Source organism: Hyphomonadaceae bacterium ML37, assembly GCA_027627685.1.
In the GTDB taxonomy this organism is placed as follows: Bacteria; Pseudomonadota; Alphaproteobacteria; order Caulobacterales; family Maricaulaceae; genus Oceanicaulis.
The window spans coordinates 945189-962544 of record CP091241.1 but is presented as its reverse complement, the minus strand read 5'-3'; the positions used below and the strand labels follow the sequence as shown (position 1 = coordinate 962544).

Below are 17356 nucleotides of genomic sequence, written 5' to 3'. Positions count from 1 at the left end.
AGACGCCCCGGCTTTCAGAGCGCCTCCATTATTGGCAGGCGACGGCGCAATACAACGCCGCCGCCGTGTTTGACTCAATACTGAACCCCGACACGCAGGCCGATGGTACGCGGGCGTGCAATCGACACACGCTCCCGGTCGAACACAAAGTTGTTGCTCAACTGGGCACGCTCATTGGTGATGTTGTCAGCGAACAGCTCCATGCTCCACTGGCTGGCCGTGACGCCCGCCGACAAGGACAGGAGGGTGTAGCTGCTCAGATCCGCCGAATTGATGTCGATGACATCGCTGCGCGAGCCGTCCGAGTAGACCAGCTGCGGCTGCACATGGGCCATCCAGCCATTGTCCATCGGCCACTCATAGCGGGCGCGCAGATTGCCCTGGAAGCTCGGCGCGAAGGCCAGCTCCGCCCCGGCCGTAACATCGTCGGTGGGCGTGATCACGCGGGTGATCTCTGTGTCGAGCACTGAGAACGCACCCGCAATCGTCAGCCCTTCAATCTCCGCCGGGGCCCAGGTGACGTCGCCTTCCACGCCGCGAATCTCGGCGTCGGCCGCGTTGTCGGAGAAGAACAGGTTCACGATGCTCGGATCGAAAATCGTGGTCTGCAGCCGGTCGATCTGGACATAGAAGGCGCTGCCATTGAAGCGCAGCTGGCGATCAAACAGCTCGGTCTTCCAGCCGAACTCGTAATTGCGCACGTCATCGGTATCGAGCGCGAACGGCACGGTGTAGTCGCCCGGCCCCTGCGCGCCGCCCGGACGGTTCAAGAGGCCGGGGCGGAAGCCTTCCGAATAGGTGGCGTAGAACAAGAGCGCATCGGTGGGCGTCCAGGTGCCGGTGACCTTGGTGATGACGCCGTCGGTCTGGGCCGATGAGGGCGCGCGCACCGAGTTGAAGATCTGCTCGGCCTGGGCCGGGGTGTATCCCATGGCGATGATGTCGGCGATGGAATCGGCTTCGGTGAAGGTCTGGCGCAGGGCCGGATCGCACGATCCGATGAAGGTGAACCGCCCCGACCCGTCGTAGAGATCGGAGATGTTCGTGCCGAAGGCATTCTGATCACTGCCCGCGCCGGCATTGCAGAAGGACGAGTTGGCCGTGCCTTCCAGATCCACATCAATGTCGTACCAGCGCGCGCCCAGGGTGATGGCGAAGGTGTCAGGCACCAGGTCAAACGTCACCTCGCCGAACACGCCGCGCTGCGCATCGGTGCGCCGCACATCATTGCGGAAGATCACGCCCGCCGGGAACGGCCCCGGATCGGACTGGTAGGCGCCCGGGAACGGAAAGTTCGGCGCAAACCCGCCGAACGGCGCGGCAGCGATGGAGCCGGGGTATTCAAAATCATTGCGCTCGGCCAGCGTCAGATCGCTGTAGAACGCGCCGAAGGTGGCGCGGATGCGCCGGTCCTGCGGGGTGGTGGCGCGCGCCTCATGGGTCCAGACATCGGTCTGGGAGGCCGAGTTCACCGCCAGGTTCGGCGCCTGGCACACCCCCGAGGGATCGGCCGCGCCGGGATAGCTCACCGAGCCGTCGCAGATGTAGTAGGGCAGGTACTGGCCCACGAACAGATAGTCGGAATAGTCCACCCGCTGGTCGGTCGTGCGGTCGGTGAAGGCGCCGGTATAGACCACGTCCAGCGCGCCCATCCGGCCTTCCAGCGTCCAGTTCACATTGCGGAACTCGTCCTGGATGCGGTCTTCCTCAAAACGCTCGATCTGCAGGTCATCCAGCTCCGGGTCCACGAAGAACACGCCGTCAGACTCGATGCGCTGCTGGGCGTAGCCCGCCGTCAGGCGCCAGTCGGCATTGAACTCATAGCGTCCCGACAGGCGGAAGCCGGCATAGGTGGCCGTGTTGAAATTGTCGCGTGCAATGGCCGAATTGTCCGCGTCCAGGAAGGTCACGCCCGACAGATCGGCGGTGGACTGGAAGCCCGCGCGCTGGGCCGAGACCGGCACGCCATTGGCGCGCACGGTTCCGGCGGGCCGGAAGCGCGCCGATTCCGATGCATTGCGGGTTCCCGCCACATTGTCGATATAGCCGCCCTGATTGTCGGCATAGGCGACGATGCGCACGGCGAAATTATCGCCGAAGGGCAGGTTGACCACGCCCTCCACCTTGTTGCTCATCGCGCCGTCCTGGGTGAAGGACACGCCGAAATTGGAATAGGCCTGGAACTCACCCAGCACCGGCTTGTTGGTGATCAGGCGCACCGTGCCGGCCTGCGAACTGGCGCCGAACAGCGTGCCCTGCGGTCCGGGCAGCACTTCGATGCGCTCCAGGTCGACCGCATAGACATCCAGGTTGCGCCCCGGCTGGGCCAGCGGCTGTTCATCGAGATAGAAGGCCACGTTGGGCGACAGGCCCGCCACGCCCGCCACCGTCAGGTTCGGCGTGGTGGAGGCCAGGCCGCGGATATAGAGCGTGTTCTGGCCCGGACCGGACCCGCCCGCGGTGATGCCGGGCAGCTGGATCAGATAATCGGTGAAATTGTCCACGCGCAGTTCATCCAGGTCGCCGGCGCTCAGGGCGCTGACGGCGACCGGGATGGTCTGCGCGTCCGATTCCATCTTGGTGGCCGTCACGGTGACCACATCGACCTGCGCGTTGGCCGCGGCGGTAAGCGTCATCGCCGCGGCGGTGAGGATCGTGGTCGACAAGGCGCGTGATTTAAGAGTCTGCATGCTGCATGCCCCCTTTTTGCTGCAAGATACTTCGGGGGCTTGTTATATGGATCGCGCCGCGCTTGACCACCGGACACGCCGATATTGGCGTAGAAGCGGCTGTCGGACGGGCGCATTATCCCATTCTTGCCTCAAAATCTTGCCTATAGACAAAGGGCATTAGCGCCAAATGTGGCAATTTTGCAACGATCCGGAGCAAGGTTGCGCTGGGCCCGACCGCCAACCACCCCCGCCAATTAATTTCACCACGAATCATTAGGTGCAATTTCAGTTTCCCCGGCGCACAGGCCGCGCTAAGGCGATGTCATGAGCGAGCATGACGAGATCCTCGTCGCCCTGAGGCGCATTATCCGGGCGGTGGACATTCGCTCGCGCCAGCTGGAGCGCGAGACCGGGCTGACTGCGCCCCAACTGGTCATCCTGCAGGCGCTGGCGCGCGGCGGGACGATGACGCTCAAAGCCCTGTCCAGCGCCGTCTCGCTGAGCCCGCCCACCCTCACCGCCATTCTGGACCGCGTGGAGCGCGCAGGTCTGGTCACGCGCCGGCGCTGCCCCACCGACCGCCGCGCCGTCCTGGCCGAGCTGACCCAGACAGGCCGCGCCGCCGTGGATCAGGCGCCCGAGCTTTTGCAGTCCGGCTTTCTGCGATCCTTCCGCCGCGCCCCCCAATGGGAGCAGCACATGATCATCGCCGCGCTCCAGCGCGTCGCCGAAATGATGGACTGCCAGGACGTCGACGCCGCCCCGATCCTGGAACGGTCGCAAGACATGACGCATGCGGCGGAGGGAGATGGGTAAGGGGGGAGGGCCAGGCGCCAACGCAATGCCGGCGCCGCTGCACACCGTCAGATCCGGCGGCGGCGCTTTCCCAGAAGGACGCCCGCACCGCCCACCAGCGCCACCAGCGTCCAGGGATAAGGCGCCGGCGTGGTCCACAGAACGCTGTCGCCAAACATCGCCAGGCTGATGCCCAAAGCTGCGAAGCCGGCGCTCATCGCCGAAGCGATGCCGGCCAGCACGGCGCCGGCCGGATGCCAGATCGCCGCTGCGAACATCGCCGCCATGGCCAGCACCGCAATCGTGCCTACATGCCAGGAAAAATGATGCAGCCAGATCACCTCCGGCGGAAGCCCGGACCCGGCCAGCGGCCCCAGCACCAGCGGCGCCCCGACGAGCTCATGCGCCGCAGCGCCCAGAAGGCTCAGACCGCCCGCCGCCCCATAGCACAGCTTTGACAATCCCATCCCACGCCCCCTTGTGTCGCGAACCGGCGGTGATTGTGACTGTGTTTGCGCCGCGTGTCGCGTGCGCCGACATAACCGGGAAGCTGCGCCTGACCGCTAGAGACGGGAGCAGAGGCGATTGACTCCTTCACCCTTTCAAAGTGACCGGCCCCTCGCCGTCACCGCCCCAACTCTACCCGCCAGTGTCCGCGTTCTCCGGCGATCACCAGGGCCGGGGCTTCGTTTTCATTGGCGGGCATGTCCAGCACGGCGCGGTAGGCGCCTGCGGCGGCGCACCCGGACAGGGTCAGGCTGGCGCTGACCAGGCCCGGCGCTGCCGGGTTCGCACGATCTGGCGCGCCGCGCACCTCACATCCGGACAGAACGCCCCGCACCGCGCCGTTGAGCAGGATGTCGATATGGCCCAGCTCGCGGTGCTCATGGACGCCAGCCAGCGCCTCGAACCGCTCCGCACCGGGCCGCCCGGCGCCGCGCGCATCGCGCACGCCCCAGGCCGAACCTGTCAGCGCCCCGTCGGTGTAGGACATATGGATCGCCCCCGGCTCGCTCCAGCCGCCCTCCAGCGCCAGGCCTGATCCCGCCATCACGCCGGTAAAGCGCGTCTCGCCTGCGTCCTGAGCGCGCGACGGCGACAGTCGTATGAGGCGTGCCCCGTCCCGGGTGGCCAGGATCGCCGCGCCATCGGCCAGCACGAACAGATCGCCCCGCACCAGACGCGGCCAGTCGGCCTGGTCAGTGCGCACCAGAACGCTCCAGCGCCCGTCAGGCAGCCCGGATGACGCCGTCAGCGCCTCGCCCGATCCCGCCTCTGGCGCCGGAGCGGTTACGGCGGCGCTGGTGGCGCTGCGGATCACCCCGTCGGCATCGCGGAACCGCAGGAACACCCGCGCATTGGCGGGCGAGAACGCGACGCCCGCATCATTGGCGACGCGCACGAACACAGCGAAGAACTTCGCTTCATTCTGCTCGAACACCGTCGTGACATCGTCGGAGCGCGGCGCCAGGCATCCCCCCGCCGGGCCCGTCTCGCACACCTGGATGGTCAGCGGCAGGCTGGCCGATCCGGTGTCGGTGAACACGGTGATGGTCGCCTCGCCCGGCGCGCCCGAGCCATCCCCGGCGCCGATATTGACCGCCGCCGCGCTCATGAAATTGATCCCGCCCACCGTGGCGATCCGGATCACGCCGTCGCCCGAGGGCGTCGCCGCAATGGACAAGACATCCGGAGACGGCGCATCGCCGATGGACAGAAGCACCGAGTTCACGCCCTCGATGGGATCGAGCAGCGCATTCTCGCACGTCACCAAGGGGAAGAAGACATACCCGCCCTCACCCGTCGCCGCCTGCGGCGTCAGGCCCAGCACAAAGCTCGCCAGCCCGCCATTGGGAATGTCGAACAGCGGGTCCGCCTCGCCTATAGCTTCGTTGGACGCATTGACCCGCCGGTAGGTCAGCGCCACGGGAGCCCCATCAGGCGCCGTGATCGCACAGCTCTGCGCCGGCGTCGCCTGACGGCTGATCACGCTGGCAAACACCGTAATGTCAGGCCCGCCCACATAGCCCGACCGCGCGCCGGGAAGCGTCGCCGCCACGATGCGGCCCTCGGGGGGATTGTCGAGGATGAAGCGGGCCGTCGCCGCGCGCGCGCCATTCATGGACAGGATGCAGCTTGCGCCGTCCGCAGTAGGACACTGTCCGCCCCATCCGTCAAAGCGGGCGCCGGACAGAGGCGATGCAAACAGTTCGACATCGATATCCTTGAACAGGGCCGTACACGCGCCCCCCGAGCCCGAACAGTTCACGCCAGCGGGAAAGCTGCTGACGGTCCCGCCGCCCAGGCCCGAAACCGATACGGTGAGCGGCCAGCCTGCGAACCCTGTCACACTGACGGTCGCGACGGCTGTATCCGTCGCGCCGAGCAGATCAGACACGGTGAAACTCAAACTGTCGGTCCCGGTCTCCCCGGCTGCAAGCGTGAAGAAGGCCGGGCCGGGTTCGTAGGTGACCACCCCATTTGCGAGCGTCACAAGGCCGAGGGTCTGGGTATCATCAATGGCGGTGATGGCGATGACGTCATTGGCGTCGGGATCACTCGCCCCGGCAAGGATCAGCCCGGTGATATCCAGAGGCCCGTCACGCTCCCCGACCGTGAAGCTCACACTCTCCGCCACCGGCGGATCATTCTCACCGGTGATGGTGACCGTCGCGGTAGCAGTGGCGGTGGCGTCATGGGGGTCGCGGACCGTGAAGGTGAAGCTGTCCTGCGCCGTCTGGCCTTGGGCCAGGCTCAGGAAGGCCGGGCCAGGCTGGTAGGTCACGGCGCCTCCGGACAGAGCCGCCTGACCCAGCGTGCCGGACGTATCAATGGCGCTGACCACCAGTTGCCCGGTCTCACCGGCGTCGGGATCGCTCGCTGCTGACAACAGCTCCGCTGTAACGTCGCGGGCCGCGTCCTTCTCGAAGAAACCAAGCGACACAGATTCGACCACCGGCGGCTCGTTGACACCGGTTAGCACCACCGTAACCGTCGCACTGTCAGACCCGGAGCCATCGCTGATCGTGTAGGTGAAACTGTCCTCGCCTGTCACACCCGCGGGCAGGGCGATGGCGAAGGGCGCGCTCCGGGGATCGTAGGACAGGTGGCCGTTTTCCAGCAGCGTTACGGAAGCGCCGGAGGGAAGCAGAACTGCGCCGCCCACGGTGGCAACCTGGCCATTTATATGCGTAAGGATCAATGGATCGCCGGAGGGGGAGAAATCATTGGCAAGCACTTCAAAATTATACGCAAGATTTGCGAATAGGTCAGGCGGTACGAATAAGCGCGCGCTCGTTCCTGAACTGCTTCCAAACCCGTCGGAGAAGTCATCCCAGGAGATCACAAATCCACCGCCAAGCAGTCCTGCTACGCTCGGGTGTGCGCGCCCTCGAGGGTCTTGGGGCGATATCGTTGCAAGGAGCTCACCACCTGCAGCAGCCCCATCATTGTCATAACGTTGAGCGCGAAGCGCCCAAGAAGGGGCTTGCCAAGAGACAACAAATCCACGACCAGCAAGCGCTGAGACGCTCGGGAGTGACCCCTGCGGTGTTGTGTTAACAAGAAACTCTGCACCTGTGGCCGCGCCATCTGCACCATATTGCTGGGCGCGGATCGCCAATTCCGACGTATCGCCAACAATTCGGCTATCATCTTCCCAGGCGATGACAAAGCCCCCGCCCGAGAGTGCCGCAACACTGGGGCGGCGCTGATCACGCTCCGTTGTTGTGTTAACAAGAAACTCTGCACCTGTGGCCGCGCCATCAGCACCGTAACGCTGGGCGCGGGTGGCCAAACCAAAAGCATCGTCACCGCTCTGGCTGTCATCCTCCCAAGCAATGATGAAACCACCCTCAGATAGCGCCGCAACACTGGGGCGGCGCTGACCACGCTCCGTTGTTGTGTTAACAAGAAACTCGCTACCGTCGGGTGTTCCGTCAGCACCATATCGCTGGGCGCGGATCGCCAATCCCGACGTATCGCCATCAGTTCGGCTGTCATCTTCCCAGGCGATGACAAAGCCCCCGCCCGAGAGCGCCGCAACACTAGGGCGGCGCTGATCACGCACAGTCCTTGTGTTAACAAGAAACTCGGTACCGTCGGGTGTTCCGTCAGCACCATATCGCTGGGCGCGGATCGCCAATCCCGACGTATCGCCATCAGTTCGGCTGTCATCTTCCCAGGCGATGACAAAGCCCCCGCCCGAGAGCGCCGCAACACTGGGGCGGCGCTGATCACGCTCTGTTGTTGTGTTAACAAGAAATTTGGTGCCGTCGGGTGTTCCGTCAGCACCATATCGCTGGGCGCGGATCGCCAAGCCCCACTCATCTGGAGGAGCCTCACTGTAATCCTGCCAAACGATAACAAATCCAGCATCCAAAAGCACGGCAACCACAGGAAATGAAAATTCATTGTAAATCCGGCTCACCAAGAAGCCTCCGTCAATTGGCTCTATATTTGCAACGTCTGAATTAATAAAATCATCCACCGCAACGGGTTGCGCCGCTGCGGCCCCAACAAGAACCGTGCTCACGAAAGCACTGGAAAGGATTTTGAAAAGTGCTGTCCAGTGACGCCGTTGGAAAACCCGCATAGGACACCCCCACTTTTCGCATTCATGTGGACAAAATGACCTTTGGCTGTCTCGCAGTAAAGCTAAAACAGAAAAGCCCGCAGCCAAAATGCGTATTCCTCTCGTAAGCTGTGACCGGCATCAAGAAGTTCAATCGATTTGTGGCTGATCCTTTGCGGCCTGATCTCTCGGAAGGGGATATTGTAGGCCAGACCGCACCGCCGGGAATCGCTGGCGAGCGACAGGAGCGGGCCGGTCATAGGGACCTATTTCAATAGGATTATACGCGCGCGCGGAAAGGGCTTGAAACTCGACGCGGCCAGATCACCATTTTGGCCAGACGTATCACCTGCGCTTTCGATCAAAAGGCCATTGCCTGTGGGCCGCCCCATACTGAATCCAAACTATCCGCGCTTTCGCCTACCGCTCCAACGCCACCCGCCAGCTTCCGCGCTCACCTGCGATGAGCACGCTCGGAGTCTCAGAGCCACGCGGCGACCCGGATAGAAGCCATCAAATCACTGACTTTAAATTGGAATTATTGGTAGCGGGGGAGGGACTCGAACCCTCGACCTCAGGATTATGAGTCCTGCGCTCTAACCAGCTGAGCTACCCCGCCAGGGGTCATGCGGGCCCGGTGGGCCGGAGGCAGGCGTATACCTGTGCGCGCCTTGGCGTGCAAGCGTGCGGCGCGCCCGAATGGAGGGGGTGTCTGCAAGTCACGTCCGCAGGCAATGCCCGAGGGTCCGCAGGCGCCCGCTGACAGGTGGCGCGGCGCGCAACAGGCGCGGAGTACGCGCCCGATGAGCGGTCCGCTGCACCGCCCCCTTCACCGGCCCGGCGCGTGTCAGCGGATCAGGCCGAGCGCACCCCGGCCAGAAACTCCGACACCGCGCCCTTGAGCGCGCCCGATTCCTGGTTCAGCGCTTGCGAGGCGGCGCTCACCTGGGCGGCGCACTGGCCGGTTTCGCTGGCCGCGGCGTCCACGCGCGAGATCGATTGCGACACGCCCCGCGCGCCGGCGGCGGCTTCCTGGGCGGCGCGGGTGATTTCGCTGGCCGCGGCGCGCTGTTCTTCCATGGCGGCGGCGATGGCGCCGGAGATGGCGTTCATCTCGTCGATCACCGCGCCGATATTGGCCATGGCGTCCACCGCCTTGCCGGTGGCGGTCTGGATGCCGCCGATCTGGTCGGAGATGGAGGCGGTGGCCCGTCCGGTCTGCTCGGCGAGGGATTTGACCTCGCTGGCCACCACCGCGAAGCCCCGCCCCGCATCGCCGGCGCGCGCGGCCTCGATGGTGGCGTTGAGGGCCAGGAGATTGGTCTGCTCGGCGATATCCCTGATCAGGCGGACAATGTCGCCGATTTTCGACGCCGCTTCGTTGAGCGCGGCCACATCGCCATTGGTTTCGTTCACCCGCGCCGCCGCCGTCTGCGCGATCTGGCTGGATCGCGCGATCTGCTGGGCGATCTCGGCGATGGAGCCGGTCATCTCCTCGGCGGCTGCGGCCACGGTGTCGACATTCTGCGCCGCGCGCGCGCCCGACTGATTGACCTCGGCCGTGGTCTCGCCAGCGCTGCGCGAGGATTCGTCCAGCGCCCGGGCCGCGATCTCCATCCCGCCTGCCGCCTGCGACACCGCGCTGAGCGCGCGCCCGGACACGGTCTCGAAGCGCGCTATCAGGTCTTCGATGGTCTTCGCGCGCGCCTCGCGCGCGGCCTGATCGGCTTCGGTCTGGGAGGCGAGGCGGCGGCGCTCGATGGCGTTCTCGCGGAACACCGCCACGGCGCGCGCCATGCCAGCGATCTCGTCGCGTCCATCATCATCGATGTCCTCGCCGATCTCGCCGCCGGCCAGATCCGTCATGGACGCGCTGATGCGTGTGAGCCGGCGCAGCAGATTGCGGTTCACATAAAACCAGGCGACGCCGAGCCCGATGGCCATGCTGATCAGGCCCAGGACGATCATCATCACCGCGCCCGCCGCGATGGCGTCGCGCCCCGCCTCGCCGGCCGAGACCTGAGACGCCAGGGCCGTCTCGCGCGTAGTCTGGACCCGCTCGGCCAGCGCCGCATCGGCGGCGCGCGCCTCGTCGACCAGGTCTTCGGCCGCCGCACCCGCCGCCAGCTCCGCCCGGCGCAGCGCGAACAGACCCTCCGCCCCGTCTGCGCGGGCCAGCAGGGCGTTGGCCGGCGCCGTCACGCTGGCGTCCACCGCCCCGTCCAGAATGGCCAGATTGATGCGTACTTCGTCTGCGGCGATCTCAAATGCGTCCTCGATGGCGTCCACATCACCAGGGGCCGCCGCGGCGCCCAGCTCGGCATAGCGCGTCGCAGCCAGATTCACCGCCATGGCGGCGCGCAGCAGGGTTTCGATGGCGCCGGGCTCCGTGGTGGCGTCCAGCACGCTTTCCAGCGCGTCGGCCGCCTGCGCCCGGTCACGCAGGGCCGCCTCCAGCGCCCGCTCGCGCGCGGCCTGCGCCTCCAGGCGCTGGCCCACCGGACCAGCGGCCGCGTTCACCGCCTCGCGCACATCGCTCACAGCCTGTTCCAGGCGTTCCGCCTCCTGCGCGTCCAGACCGGCGGCGCGCAAGTCAGCCACGCCGGACGCCGCCTGTTGCAGCAGCGCGTCCAACCGCGAGGCGGACACCGTGCGGTCATGCCCGTCGCGGGCGCGCGAGAACGCCGCGAACTCTCCGGTCAGCGCCGCCGACGCCGCCTGCAGGCGCTGGGCCGCCGCCGCGCGCGGCGCAGTGCGCTCCACCACCTCATCCAGCGCCCCGCCCGCCGCGTTGAACGCCAGCATGCCCGCGGCGATCACCGCCAGGGTCAGGGCCGTCACCCCGCAAAAGGCGGCGATCAGGCGCGTCTGGACCGATTGGAGTGCGAGTGTCATGGCGAAACCCCGTTAAGGTTAATGGCGCAAGGCGCGAAAAGCCCGGCGCAGCCATTAAGGCCGCGCCGCGCCGTGTCAGTGTCTAGCCGGCCAGAGCAAAATCGAACCGGCGCTCCAGCGTGTCGGTGCGCTCGGCGGCGGCGTAGCGCCAGGCTTCCAGCGCGCGCAGCACAGCGCGCTCGAACACGCCGGCCGGGGTGGCCTCGACCACTTCCACATCGGTGACCGCGCCGTCTTCGGTCACGGTGTAGCGCACGGTGACATGCCCCTCGAGATTGCGCCGGTGCGCCGCGCGCGGAAATTCCGGCGCCTCAAAGCTCACCAGTTCCCGAGCCTCATCGGCGGCCAGCGCCGGCGCGGCGCCAAGGCCCGCAGCCAGACTCAAGGCAAGCGCCATTGCAGACAGATGTTTCGCCATCACACCCCTCCCGGTGTCCGTAAAGCCGCCCCCGTTGGCGGCCTGAGCAAGTCCGTCCGGACAGGCGGGGGGGATCGGCCGCCTCGCCTGTCCGGACGCATGGAAGGATGATGTGAAGCTGTTGCCGTTCACTTAACACAGGCGATGAATACGCGTATGCAGTGTGCGGTTGCGCAGCCCGGCTTGGCGCTGCGTGCCGCGCGTTGAATCGCCGGTGTCAGGCGGAGATGTGGATCGGGTGGCCCAGGGCGGCCAGCGCGCTTTCGGCGAAGGCTTCGGTCAACGTCGGGTGCACGTGGATCGTGCCCGCGATGTCTTCCAGACGCGCGCCCATTTCCAGCGCCAGGGCGAACTCGCCCGACAGCTCGGACACATGCTTGCCCACGGCGTGAATGCCCAGGATCACATGATCGCTCTTGCGCGCGGTGACGCGCACAAAGCCGCCATCGGCGCCGCCCTCCATGGTCAGCGCCCGGCCTGACGCCGCCAGCGGGAATTTGCCGGTGATCACCTCTTCGCCTTTGGCTTTCGCTTCATCCGGCGTCAGCCCGGCGCCCACCAGTTCGGGCTCGGTAAAGCACACCGCGGCGATGGCGGCGGGATCAAAGCGGCGCTTCTTCCCGGCGATGATCTCGGCCACGGCTTCGCCTTGCGCGGTCGCCTTGTGCGCCAGCAACGGCTCGCCGGTCAGATCGCCAATGGCGTAGACGCCGCGCATGGCGGTGCGGCACTGGCCGTCGATCTTCACAAACGGCCCGTCCATATCGACGCCCATGGTTTCCAGCCCCCAGCCCTCGGTGACCGGCTTGCGGCCCACCGAAACCAGGATTTTGTCCGCTTCGATACGCTGGGTCTCGCCGTTTGCGGTCTCGAACTCCAGGAAGGTCTTTCCGCCCTCCTCCACCACGCCCTTGGCCTTGGATTTGAGGTGGAGATCGACCTTGTTCTTCTTCAGCCACATGGTGACCGGGCGCGTCAGCTCGGAATCATAGAGCGGCACGATGCGGTCGAGCGCTTCGACCATCGTCACCGCACTGCCGAGCTTGCGGAACGCGATGCCCAGCTCCAGCCCGATATAGCCGCCGCCGACCACCACCAGTTTTTGCGGCAGCTCGGTCAGCTCCAGCGCCTGGGTCGATCCGATCACCGCGCCGCCGAACTTCATGAAGGGCAGTTCGGTTTCCTTCGACCCCGTGGCCAGGATCACGTGCTCGGCGGTGATCTCCAGCTCGCCGCCATCGGCCAGCGTCACCACGCAGGTTTTGGCGTTTCTAAACACCGCCCAGCCATTGACCGCTTCGACCCTGGCGGCTTTGAGAAGCTGGCCCACGCCCTTGGTGAGCTTGTTGACGATGGTGTCCTTCCAAGCCGTCAGCCCCGCCATGTCGAGCTGCGGCGCCGCGCTGAGCGACAGGCCCATGTCGGCCTTATCCGCCAGATGGCGCATCTCCTCGAACTTCGACGCGGCGTGGATGAAGGCTTTCGACGGGATGCAGCCGCGATTAAGGCATGTGCCACCCAGCCCCGCCTTGTCCACGATCACCGTGTCCAGCCCCAGCTGCCCCGCGCGGATCGCAGCCGGGTATCCGCCCGGCCCGCCACCCACGACGAGAACCTGACATTGGCGGGTTTGGCGCTGGGGCATGGGGGCGTCCTTTTGGCTCAAGAGGATATCGCGCCCGATCTAACCGGTCAGCGCTCCGAGGGGAACCCGGCAGCGCCTTCCCTACCGCCGCGCCGACCCGGCCGAGCCGCCAAAGAACACCATCACCCCGATCAGAAAGCCCAGATCATAGGGCCAGCCATTATTGGGCGAGGCGTAGACCGCCACCTCCATGAAAAACCCGGCGATGAAGGTGAAGGGCAGAAGGAATCCATGGGCCAGACCATACAGGAAGCCCGGCGCCCCCGCCTGCACCCCGCCCGCCACAGGCTCGGCGCAGCCGGTCAGGGCCAGCAGGATCACGAGAACGGCGAGCGCGATACGCATGGGGGGTGCTCCTGGGGCTGGTTGACGCGGCTTGATCATGAGGGTTTGCGGGGCGAAGGGGAAGCGGGGGCACAAGACTCCGCTCCACCAAACTTGTTTTCCCGGACGGCGTAGCCGATCCGGGACCCATCCCGTCAGGTTTGGACCGCCTGTGCTTTGGAGAGGCTTGGTGGATGGATCCCGGGTCTCGCTCCGCTCGCCCGGGAAAACAAATAAGGATGAAGGGCTTTAGGCCCCCCTACTCCATGAAAAGCGTCGCGGGATGCTCCAGATAGGCTTTCACCGCCTGGATCAGGCGGGCGGCTTCGTAGCCGTCCACGATGCGGTGATCAAAGCTGGAGGAGAGATTCATGATCTTGCGCGGCGTGATCTGGCCCTCGGCGTTATAGCGCGGCAGGACCTGCAGCTTGTTGACGCCGATGATCGCCGTCTCGGGATGGTTGATCACCGGCGTGGTGACGATGCCGCCCATGGCGCCCAGCGAGGTGATCGTGATCGTGGAGCCTGACAGCTCCTCCTTGGTCGCCTTGCCGGTGCGCGCAGCTTCGGCCAGGCGTTTGACCTCGGCGGCGATCTGCCAGATGTCCATCGCCTCGGCGTGGCGGATCACTGGCACCATCAGGCCCTTGGGCGTGGCCGCGGCGATGCCGCAATGCACGCCCTGATACTGAGTGAGCACCGCGTTCTCGGTGTCGTAATGGGCGTTGGCCTGGGGCACGTCCACGACCGCTTTGGTCAGCGCCGTGACCAGGAAGGGGATGATGGTCAGCTTCTCGCGGCGCTCTTTACGCGAAGCATTGAGATGGGCGCGCAGGTCTTCCAGCGCGGTGAGGTCGATCTCCTCCACATAGGCGATGTGGGGGATGGTGCGCTTGGCCAGCGCCATGTTCTCGGCGATCTTGCGGCGCAGGCCGATGATCTTGATCGTCTCGGTCCCGGTGCGCGGCGCACGGCCCGGTGCAGTGGCGCCCGCACGCGACGCCAGCCGCCCGCCCGAGGCGATGAAATCATCCAGATCATCATGGGTCACCCGTCCCGCCGGACCGGAGCCCGGCACGGCGGACAGATCGATATCCGCCTCCAGCGCGCGCTGACGCACGGCGGGGCTCGCCAGCGGACGCTCGCCGGAGGGGCGTGACGGGGCAGGCGCAGCACCCTTTCCTCCCCCGCTTGCGGGGGAGGTGTCCCGGACTTGACCCGGGACGGAGGGGGCAGCTGAGGCTTTGGGCGCGTCGGGTTTTTCGGAAGCGGCGCTTCCCCCCTCCGTCCGCTTCGCGGACACCTCCTCCGCAGGCGGGGGAGGTGACGAATCCGCTTTGGCCTCACCCTTAGCCGGGGCCGGCGCGTCATCTTCCGTCGGAGCCGTCCCATCGATCTCGATCACCAGGATGACCGTGCCCACGGCCAGCACCTCGCCGGGCTCGCCAACGATCTTTTTCACCACGCCATTGACCGCGCAGGGGATTTCTACCGTCGCCTTGTCGGTCATCACATCCAGGATGTGCTGGTCCTCAACGACCTTGTCACCTTCCTTGATGTGCCATTCGACGATCTCGGCCTCGACCACGCCCTCGCCGACATCGGGAAGCTTGTAGGTGTATTCGGCCATGGCTTCAGGCCTCCGTGACGGTTTTCAGCGCGCGGATCATGCGGTCGCGCGTCGGGAAATAGGCCCATTCATGGGCGTGGGGATAGGGCGTGTCCCATCCTGTCAGGCGGAAGATCGGCGCTTCCAGCGCGTAGAAGCATTCTTCCTGGATCTGGGCGGCCAGCTCGGCGGCAAAGCCGGACGTGCGCGGCGCCTCCTGGGCGACCACCACCCGTCCGGTCTTGTTCACCGATGCGGCGATGGTCTCGATATCGTAGGGGACCAGCGATTTGAGATCGATGATCTCCACATCAAGGCCCGAATGCTCGGCTGCGGCCTCGGCCACATGCACCAGCGTGCCATAGGTGATGAGCGTGCAGGCCGAGCCTTCGCGCACCACTTCGGCCTTGCCCAGCTCCACCGTGTAGCGACCCTCGGGCACCTCGCCCTTGGGATGGCGCGCCCAGGAGGCGAGCGGCTTGTCGGGCACGCCGTCGAACGGGCCATTATAGATGCGCTTGGGTTCAAAAAAGATCACCGGATCACCGCTCTCCACCGCCGCGATTAGCATGCCCTTGGCGTCATAGGGGTTGGACGGCACCACCACCTGCAGGCCGGGCACATGGGTGAAGAAGGCTTCCGGGCTCATGGAGTGGGTCTGGCCGCCACGGATGCCGCCGCCCCAGGGGCTGCGCACCACGCACCCGGACGTGAACTGGCCCGCCGAGCGGTAGCGGATGCGGCTCATCTCCGACACGATCTGGTCAATGGCGGGAAAGATATAATCGGCGAACTGGATCTCCGCGATGGGTTTGAGCCCCCGCGCCGCCATGCCGATGGCCATGGCCGCGATGGCCGCCTCGTTGATGGGCGCATCAAACACCCGGTCGAGGCCGTATTTCGCCTGCAGCCCGTCCGTGGCCTTGAACACACCGCCGAAATAGCCGGCATCCTCGCCGAAGATGATGACGTCCGGGTCGGTGTCCAGAAGCACGTCCATCGCCGAGTTCAGCGCCTGAATAATGTTCATCGCTGGCATGACTAGACCCCCAGATCCTGGCGCTGGCGGCGCAGGCGCCAGTCGGGGCGCGCGTACACGTCCTCGAAAATGCTTTCCGTGGGCGAGAGCGGGCCGTCATGCAGCGTGCCGTGGCTTTCAGCCTCTTTATAGGATTTCACCACCAGCGTGGTCATCGCTTCCACCAGCGTGTCGTGGCGGGCCTCGTCCCACTCGCCCTTGCCGATCAGGTGCTGTTTGAGCCGCTCCAGCGGATCGCCCAGCGGCCAGACGCCGGCTTCGGTCTTGGGCCGGTATTTGGACGGATCATCGGAGGTGGAGTGCGCGTCGGCGCGATAGGTGAACATCTCGATCAGCGTCGCCCCGCCGCCCTTGCGCGCCCGCTCGGCGGCCCATTGCGTGGCCGCATACACCGCCAGGAAGTCATTGCCGTCCACGCGCAAGGACGCCAGCCCATAGCCCAGCCCCTTGGACGCGAAGGTCGGCGCATCGCCCAGCGCGATATTCTGATGGCTGGAAATGGCCCACTGGTTATTGACCACATTCAGGATCACCGGCGCGCGATAGGTGGACGCCAGCGTCAGCGCGCCATGGAAATCTCCTTCAGCCGTGGTGCCGTCGCCGATCCAGCTGGCCGCCACCCGGTCCTCGCCCTTGTAGGCGCAGGCCATGGCATAGCCGACGGCTTGCGGAAACTGCGTGCCCAGATTGCCCGAGACGGTGAAGAAATGCCCCTCCGCCCACGCATAGTGAACCGGTAGCTGGCGGCCTTTGAGATTATCGCGGCTGTTGGAGATGCAGTGGCACATCATGTCCACGATATTGCGCCCGCGCGCGAACAAAATCCCCTGCTGGCGATAGCTGGGGAACACCATGTCATTGGGGCGCAGCGCCATGGCGGCGGCCACGGCGACGGCCTCCTCGCCGGTGGACTTCATGTAGAAGCTCATCTTGCCCTGGCGCTGGAGCTTGAGCATGCGCTCGTCATAAATGCGCGTCAGCACCATGTGCGACAAGCCCTCGCGCATCAGCTCCGGGCTCAGCTTCGGGTCCCAGTCGCCCACCGCCTGGTGGTTATGGTCCAGCACACCTACCAGACCTGTCGCGAGATCGCTGGTCTCGCGCCAGGACGCCAGCGCCTCGGGGCGCTTGGCCGTCCCCGCCTTGGGCAGGTTCAGATAGCTGAAATCGGGCGCATCCCCGGGACGAAAGGGCGGCGTGGGCACATGAAAGCGCGACTGTCCGTTCGACATGGATTGTCCGTACGTTTCTTCTTGCCCCGCAAGGCGTTTGCGCGGGCGAGGTAGCCCTACGCAGCGGATTTGGCAACCGCGCGGGCCGGTGCGAAGCGCATGCTGCGTCTGCGAAGGGGGGAAGCAGAGGGGGCGGCACAGGCGTCCATCGATC

11 protein-coding genes and 1 tRNA gene are annotated in these 17356 nt (G+C 65.9%); 1 reads left to right on the top strand and 11 read right to left on the bottom strand.

Features of this window, described 5'->3' with window-relative positions; all coding sequences use genetic code 11:
• Nucleotides 1-74 precede the first annotated feature (74 nt).
• Nucleotides 75-2690 carry a TonB-dependent receptor gene (locus tag L2D01_04735; protein WBQ11092.1) on the bottom strand — a complete coding sequence of 872 codons (2616 nt, stop codon included), beginning with the start codon at nt 2688-2690 and terminating at the stop codon, nt 75-77.
• Nucleotides 2691-2996: 306 nt separating this feature from the next.
• Here L2D01_04735 and L2D01_04730 point away from each other — a divergent pair, with 306 nt between their 5' ends.
• Complete coding sequence (locus tag L2D01_04730; protein ID WBQ11091.1) at nt 2997-3488, top strand: MarR family transcriptional regulator; 492 nt, start codon at nt 2997-2999, stop codon at nt 3486-3488.
• A 47-nt stretch (nt 3489-3535) separates the two neighbouring features.
• Here the strand turns inward: L2D01_04730 and L2D01_04725 are convergent, their stop codons facing one another.
• The 10 genes from L2D01_04725 to L2D01_04680 form a co-directional block, all read right to left on the bottom strand.
• Nucleotides 3536-3934, bottom strand: a complete 399-nt coding sequence (locus tag L2D01_04725) for a hypothetical protein (protein WBQ11090.1) — start codon at nt 3932-3934, stop codon at nt 3536-3538.
• 158 nt (nt 3935-4092) lie between these two features.
• Nucleotides 4093-8061, bottom strand: coding sequence for an Ig-like domain-containing protein (locus L2D01_04720; GenBank protein WBQ11617.1), 3969 nt, complete (start codon nt 8059-8061; stop codon nt 4093-4095).
• 521 nt (nt 8062-8582) lie between these two features.
• Nucleotides 8583-8659: transfer RNA gene (locus L2D01_04715), tRNA-Met, on the bottom strand.
• A 236-nt stretch (nt 8660-8895) separates the two neighbouring features.
• Nucleotides 8896-10935: a methyl-accepting chemotaxis protein gene (locus L2D01_04710; protein WBQ11089.1), complete on the bottom strand. Its 2040-nt coding sequence runs from the start codon at nt 10933-10935 to the stop codon at nt 8896-8898.
• An 82-nt stretch (nt 10936-11017) separates the two neighbouring features.
• Nucleotides 11018-11353 carry an energy transducer TonB gene (locus L2D01_04705; GenBank protein ID WBQ11088.1) on the bottom strand — a complete coding sequence of 112 codons (336 nt, stop codon included), beginning with the start codon at nt 11351-11353 and terminating at the stop codon, nt 11018-11020.
• Nucleotides 11354-11570: 217 nt separating this feature from the next.
• Nucleotides 11571-12998, bottom strand: coding sequence for a dihydrolipoyl dehydrogenase (lpdA, locus tag L2D01_04700; GenBank protein ID WBQ11087.1), 1428 nt, complete (start codon nt 12996-12998; stop codon nt 11571-11573).
• A gap of 81 nt (nt 12999-13079) precedes the next feature.
• Nucleotides 13080-13343 carry a CorA family divalent cation transporter gene (locus L2D01_04695; protein WBQ11086.1) on the bottom strand — a complete coding sequence of 88 codons (264 nt, stop codon included), beginning with the start codon at nt 13341-13343 and terminating at the stop codon, nt 13080-13082.
• A 238-nt stretch (nt 13344-13581) separates the two neighbouring features.
• Entirely contained in the window at nt 13582-14952 is a 1371-nt protein-coding gene (locus tag L2D01_04690) for a 2-oxo acid dehydrogenase subunit E2 (GenBank protein ID WBQ11085.1), read from the bottom strand.
• A 4-nt stretch (nt 14953-14956) separates the two neighbouring features.
• The gene (locus tag L2D01_04685; protein ID WBQ11084.1) at nt 14957-15970 is read right to left on the bottom strand and encodes an alpha-ketoacid dehydrogenase subunit beta; all 1014 of its coding nucleotides are present in this window, start codon (nt 15968-15970) and stop codon (nt 14957-14959) included.
• 2 nt (nt 15971-15972) lie between these two features.
• Nucleotides 15973-17202, bottom strand: a complete 1230-nt coding sequence (locus L2D01_04680) for a 3-methyl-2-oxobutanoate dehydrogenase (2-methylpropanoyl-transferring) subunit alpha (GenBank protein WBQ11083.1) — start codon at nt 17200-17202, stop codon at nt 15973-15975.
• Between the last annotated feature and the right edge of the window lie 154 nt (nt 17203-17356).